Origin of the sequence: Caballeronia sp. J97 (assembly GCF_905220305.1) — a bacterium.
Lineage (GTDB): Bacteria > Pseudomonadota > Gammaproteobacteria > Burkholderiales > Burkholderiaceae > Caballeronia.
The window spans coordinates 1-4,720 of sequence record NZ_CAJMZL010000066.1 but is presented as its reverse complement, the minus strand read 5'-3'; the positions used below and the strand labels follow the sequence as shown (position 1 = coordinate 4,720).

The 4,720-nt window shown below is 57.9% G+C and carries 5 protein-coding genes and 1 pseudogene; 5 read left to right on the top strand and 1 reads right to left on the bottom strand.

What is annotated here, in order from left to right; genetic code table 11:
- Positions 1-475: 475 nt before the first annotated feature.
- From U4Y90_RS35685 to U4Y90_RS35670, 4 genes are all read left to right on the top strand, one after another.
- The gene (locus tag U4Y90_RS35685; RefSeq protein WP_321801813.1) at positions 476-1,453 is read left to right on the top strand and encodes a hypothetical protein; all 978 of its coding nucleotides are present in this window, start codon (positions 476-478) and stop codon (positions 1,451-1,453) included.
- Between the two features lie 10 nt (positions 1,454-1,463).
- A complete protein-coding gene (locus U4Y90_RS35680) occupies positions 1,464-1,835 on the top strand; it encodes a hypothetical protein (RefSeq protein WP_321801812.1) in 372 nt (123 codons plus the stop codon).
- Positions 1,836-2,103: 268 nt separating this feature from the next.
- Complete coding sequence (locus tag U4Y90_RS35675; protein ID WP_321801811.1) at positions 2,104-2,490, top strand: hypothetical protein; 387 nt, start codon at positions 2,104-2,106, stop codon at positions 2,488-2,490.
- Positions 2,491-2,627: 137 nt separating this feature from the next.
- Positions 2,628-3,158, top strand: a complete 531-nt coding sequence (locus U4Y90_RS35670; protein WP_321801809.1) for a GNAT family N-acetyltransferase — start codon at positions 2,628-2,630, stop codon at positions 3,156-3,158.
- Positions 3,159-3,162: 4 nt separating this feature from the next.
- Here the strand turns inward: U4Y90_RS35670 and U4Y90_RS35665 are convergent, their stop codons facing one another.
- Positions 3,163-4,158: a GlxA family transcriptional regulator gene (locus U4Y90_RS35665; RefSeq protein ID WP_321801807.1), complete on the bottom strand. Its 996-nt coding sequence runs from the start codon at positions 4,156-4,158 to the stop codon at positions 3,163-3,165.
- 439 nt (positions 4,159-4,597) lie between these two features.
- Between U4Y90_RS35665 and U4Y90_RS35660 the strand changes: the two are divergent.
- Positions 4,598-4,720: pseudogene (locus U4Y90_RS35660) on the top strand (peptidase M19); the annotation flags it as partial.

Genomic DNA, 4,720 nt, shown 5'->3' with positions numbered 1-4,720 from the left:
TTTTTTTAGTGGTCTATTAGCGTTGCCCCTGTGCGGGGCGGCAGTCACTTTCTTTGCTGCTGCAAAGAAAGTGACCAAAGAAAGCAGCTATCCCCATCCAAAGTACTTCACACCGGCCCCGGCACAGGCGATTGGCCTAATGGTCCGCCCGTAGCGAGTGCCCTCGCAAGCAGAACACCGCTTGGATCGCGCACGGTCTGTCTCATCGCACCGCGATCCTTGCTGGTGCAGCACGATATAACTCCGGCCCGCTTCGCGGCCGATGGGTTCATCGGGTCCGCGCGTGCTTCTTTGCTGATTTCTGTATCTCACCGCGCACGCTTCTCATCTGGGTCCCTTGCGGACCCGGAAGCGCGTAGCGCTGCGCCGAAGCTCTTTCGTGGTGAAGGGGGCGTCCGTCATTATTGAGGCAACTCCGCGAGGACATCTCTGCCTCCCGATAGGATTTGCACTCCTGCTGAAACGCGGAGGTGACATGTCGTTTCCCGAATGGGGATACTCCTACAACGCGCTCTATGTACCGTTGACCGGAGGCTGGCATTGCGCGCTGATGCCCGCCCATGAAGTGCGGGAAGTCGACCGATCCTGGCGCTTGCCTTTCGAAGAGCGCAAGCAGAAGAGAAAAGAACAAACAGAACAGATCGAACAAGACCGGCAAGACTTCGACCGCCTGTTCAAATTGCATATCGACCGGCGCCGCGCGCGCTCATGTTCCGAATTCCGCGAATTTGTGGCGTTCATCAGTCGTTACTCGCGCGTGCCGAGTTGGGACTTGCTCGATGGCGAAGGCATCACACAGACGCTACGCACCGCCGTGCGTGAACGCTATATCATTCCCGTGATCGCGCGCAATTGGCACGGCGGACAACGCGTATTCAGGCATTACGCCCCGCAACGCCGGACCGCGAGCGCCGGCGGTGGCGCTTGCAGGGAACCGAGCGACGTCATCACCTATAGCGAGTTCAAAGCATTGCAACGGGCCAATGGCGAACTCGGTGTGCTGGATTCAGTTGCCGATAGCGCAGGTCTGACCGCGGCGCGCGATCTCGCGTCGAGCGGTAGCGGCTTCGACTGGATGAGCGTCATCGAAGCAGCGGGCGGCGCGCTTGCTGGCTCTGACGCCGACAGCAGCGACAATTCGATGCTCGAGAGCTTCGGGGATTCGGACGGCGGCAAGTCTCTGTTCGGCGATGCGCAGCCGTTCGAGTATCAGCCAGACATGTTCGATCGAGCAAGCGATAGCCTTGCAGGAATGTCAATTAAGGGTGGTCCACCGAATACATGGGTCGTCAACCCTTCTGGTAGTGGACAATTGCGCTTGTATGACGGTCGTGGGAACGCTGCCGTCGACATCGACTTCGACCACGATCATGGCTTCGGCGCTCCGCACTCTCACAACTGGGACGGAAAGAACCGCGATCTTGGGAACCCTGTGTCAATCCTTCCGTACTGAAGTCATAGAGATGAATACTTTAAAAGCCTTCAACTATTTCCACGATTGGTACTTAGACACAATTCATGTATCGAAGGAGGATGAGACGCTAACGCTCAGTTTGTACCTCCAGGACCGGCGAGTGTCCGTATCCTTCATAGGTATGAATCGATGTGTGCTTGAAAATCTCAGTCTTCAGAACATCGTGTACGGAATCGAAGTACTTGAACCCGGCACTCAGCGCTACGAACGAGCAGAACGAGTATTAGCCAAAGCGGAGTCATGGAACGATCGCAAAGCCGGCGTACTCGTTCAGATTTTTTCAACGTGCGGAGCTGAACTCGTTATTGAATTTGACACGCTCGAGATACGGGAGGATGGCTCACCACGTCGCGCTATCTGAAATCGCCTTCAGATCGCCTCAAGAACAGCGGATGAAAATCAAATCGCGCTGTGTCGTTATCGTTTTCGATGAGGATAACAATCAAATCGAAACTTGCACGGTTGACGGTGAGGCGTTCGAGCATTTGTGAACAGCCTCGATGGTTATGCCCTGGTCGATCGCGGAACACGGCGGAAAATTAGATGACGAATTTGCACGAAGGCTGGCGATTTTTCGCTCCGGGAAGTGACGCGCATATGATTGTCAGAGGTGAAAGAATTGAGGAGGAGTGGTCATAGATAAAGAAATTGCACAATACGACGCCTTCCATGATTGGTATATGGCGGCCGTATCGACGGATATGTTCGAAAAGGTCGTCGAGTTGAAATCGAACCACGGAAAGAAAGGGAACCGTATGAAGCTGCGATTCACCGGCGCAACTCGCCTGTTGATGAATGAATTTCTGATCCAGAACATCACCTATCCTGTCGATATCCTGCACGACTATGAATCCGATGAATACAAGCAGGCGCGCTCGACTCTGGATAGGTCTTATCCGTGGGGTAGGAATGAGGCACCCAAGCCAATTGCGTCCATAAATGCAACCATCGGTGCCGACCTGCTTGTCGAGTTTGATTCGATCGAAGTACTCCCCGATGGGCAGCAAGTAGTGTAAAGGTGTAACGGTTGCCCCCGCCGGCGCGCGACCAAGGCCCATTCGAACTGTCCAGACACTCTGTCGTCAGCGGGTGCCGCGGCGGCGTTCGCCAACCCACAAACCCACAAACCAGAAATCAGCGTCATACTTGACGCATGCACGCCGACTACCTCCGCACCGCGCTTTCCGTTCGCCTCGCGCTCCCCGCCGATGCCGCCGAGATCGCGCGCATCCACGTCAAGGCGTGGCAGGCCGCATATCGTTCGATCTTTCCCGCCGAATACCTCGATTCGCTTTCCATTCCGAAGCGCCGCGCGCTATGGGCCGAACTCATCGCCCGCGGCATGCCACGCGTGATGCTCGCGCAACGCAACGACGTCATGCTGGGCTGGATCGCATGGGGCGCCTCGCGCGATCACGACAAAGGCAGGACCGACGCGGAAATCGAAGCCATCTACATCGATCCGGCGCACTGGCGCAAGGGCGCGGGCAGAATCCTGATCGAAGAGGCGATCAACGCCGCGGCGAGCGAAGGTTATCGGGAAATGACGCTCTGGGCGCTCGAAGAAAACGCGCACGGCCTGCGCTTCTACAAGGCGCTCGGCTTTGCACTGGACGGCGTATTCCGGACGGAAAGAGTCGGCGGTTGCGAAGTCTGCGAAACGCGCCTTCACATGTCGATCTGAGCGCTCAGGCCACCATCGCGGGAACGGCGGACAGCGGCGGCACCTGCTTGCGCCGTTCGCGCGTGGGCGCCGTGCCGAACGCATCGCGATAGCTCTTCGAGAAATGACAGGCGGACTGAAAACCGCACGCCATCGTGATGTGCATGATCGACATGTCGGTCTGCAGCAGCAACTCGCGCGCGCGCCGCAAACGCAAAGTCAGGTAGTAATGCGTCGGTGTCATGCCGAGGTGCTCGCGGAACAGCCGCTGCAATTGCCTTTGCGACATGCCCGCCAGCCGCGCCAGCTCTTCACGCGACAAAGGCTCTTCGATGTTGTTCTCCATCAGCGAGATGACTTCGAAAAGCGACTTGTTCGCCGAGCCGAGACGCGCGACGAGCGGCATGCGTTGTTGCGCGCTCGTATCGCGCACATGCTCTACGATGAACTGCTCCGCGATCTGCGTGACCCGCGCCGTGCCGACGCGCGCGGCGATCAGATTGAGCATCATGTCGAGCGGCGCGACGCCGCCCGTGCACGTGACGCGATCGCGATCGATCACGAAGAGCTCCTTCAGAAAACGCGTGTCGGGAAACTCTTCTTTAAGCGCCGACATATTCTCCCAGTGAATCGCGCATGCATAGCCGGCGAGCAAACCCGCGCGCGCCAGCGCATAGGTGCCGGTGCAAAGTGACCCGAGCACGCTGCCCGTGCGCGCGAAGCGGCGCAAGGCGGAAAGATGCGCCGGCGTGGTCGCGCGCTGCACGTCGATGCCGCCGACCACGAACACGATGTCGGGCTTCCCCACGCATTCGACCGGGCCGGTATCGACGGAAAGCCCGTTGCTCGCCGTCACCGGACCGCCGTCGGGACTCACAATCGACCAGCGATACAACGGCTGGCCCGTCAGGTAGTTCGCCATGCGCAGGACTTCGATTGCGTTGGTGAACGCGATCATCGTGAAGTTGGGGAGCGGCATGAATGCGAAGTGCGACAGCGACGCCGTGCGATCGGAGGACATGTGCGGACTGATTCCTTGGAATCTAATGTTTGGCGCCGTCATTCGCGGCTTTTGCCACTTTTGCAATTTTGGTTTCGAGTGCAACTACCATGCCATCAGGCTAAACCCTGAGCAATAAAAGGCACCGCGCACGGTCTGCTGCGCGCCCGCACTGACGCGGGGCCAAGCGCGACTAGGCTTGCACTCCAACAGCGCACGATCGTTCCGATGCAGTGCAGCAGAACGCACAAAAAAACGCGCTACACCGAAACGGAATTCGCCACTTGTCGAAAACAGACGCGCATGTCGGAAAAGGCAAAGAACACGTCTAAATTCGTAAATTGACCAGCGGGGCGAAAGTCAAGAATAGACGCAACGACGAAGGCATCGGGATATCGCTGGAAAGCCCGTCAGCGCAGCGTCGAACGACCCAACTACCCGGCACACGGAGCACTTGAAGATGAGCACCCTCCACAATGACAGCATCATCATCGACGGACTGAACATATCGAAGTTCGAGCGCTCCGTGTTCGAAGACATGAGAAAGGGCGGCGTCACCGCCGTGAACTGCACGGTGTCGGTA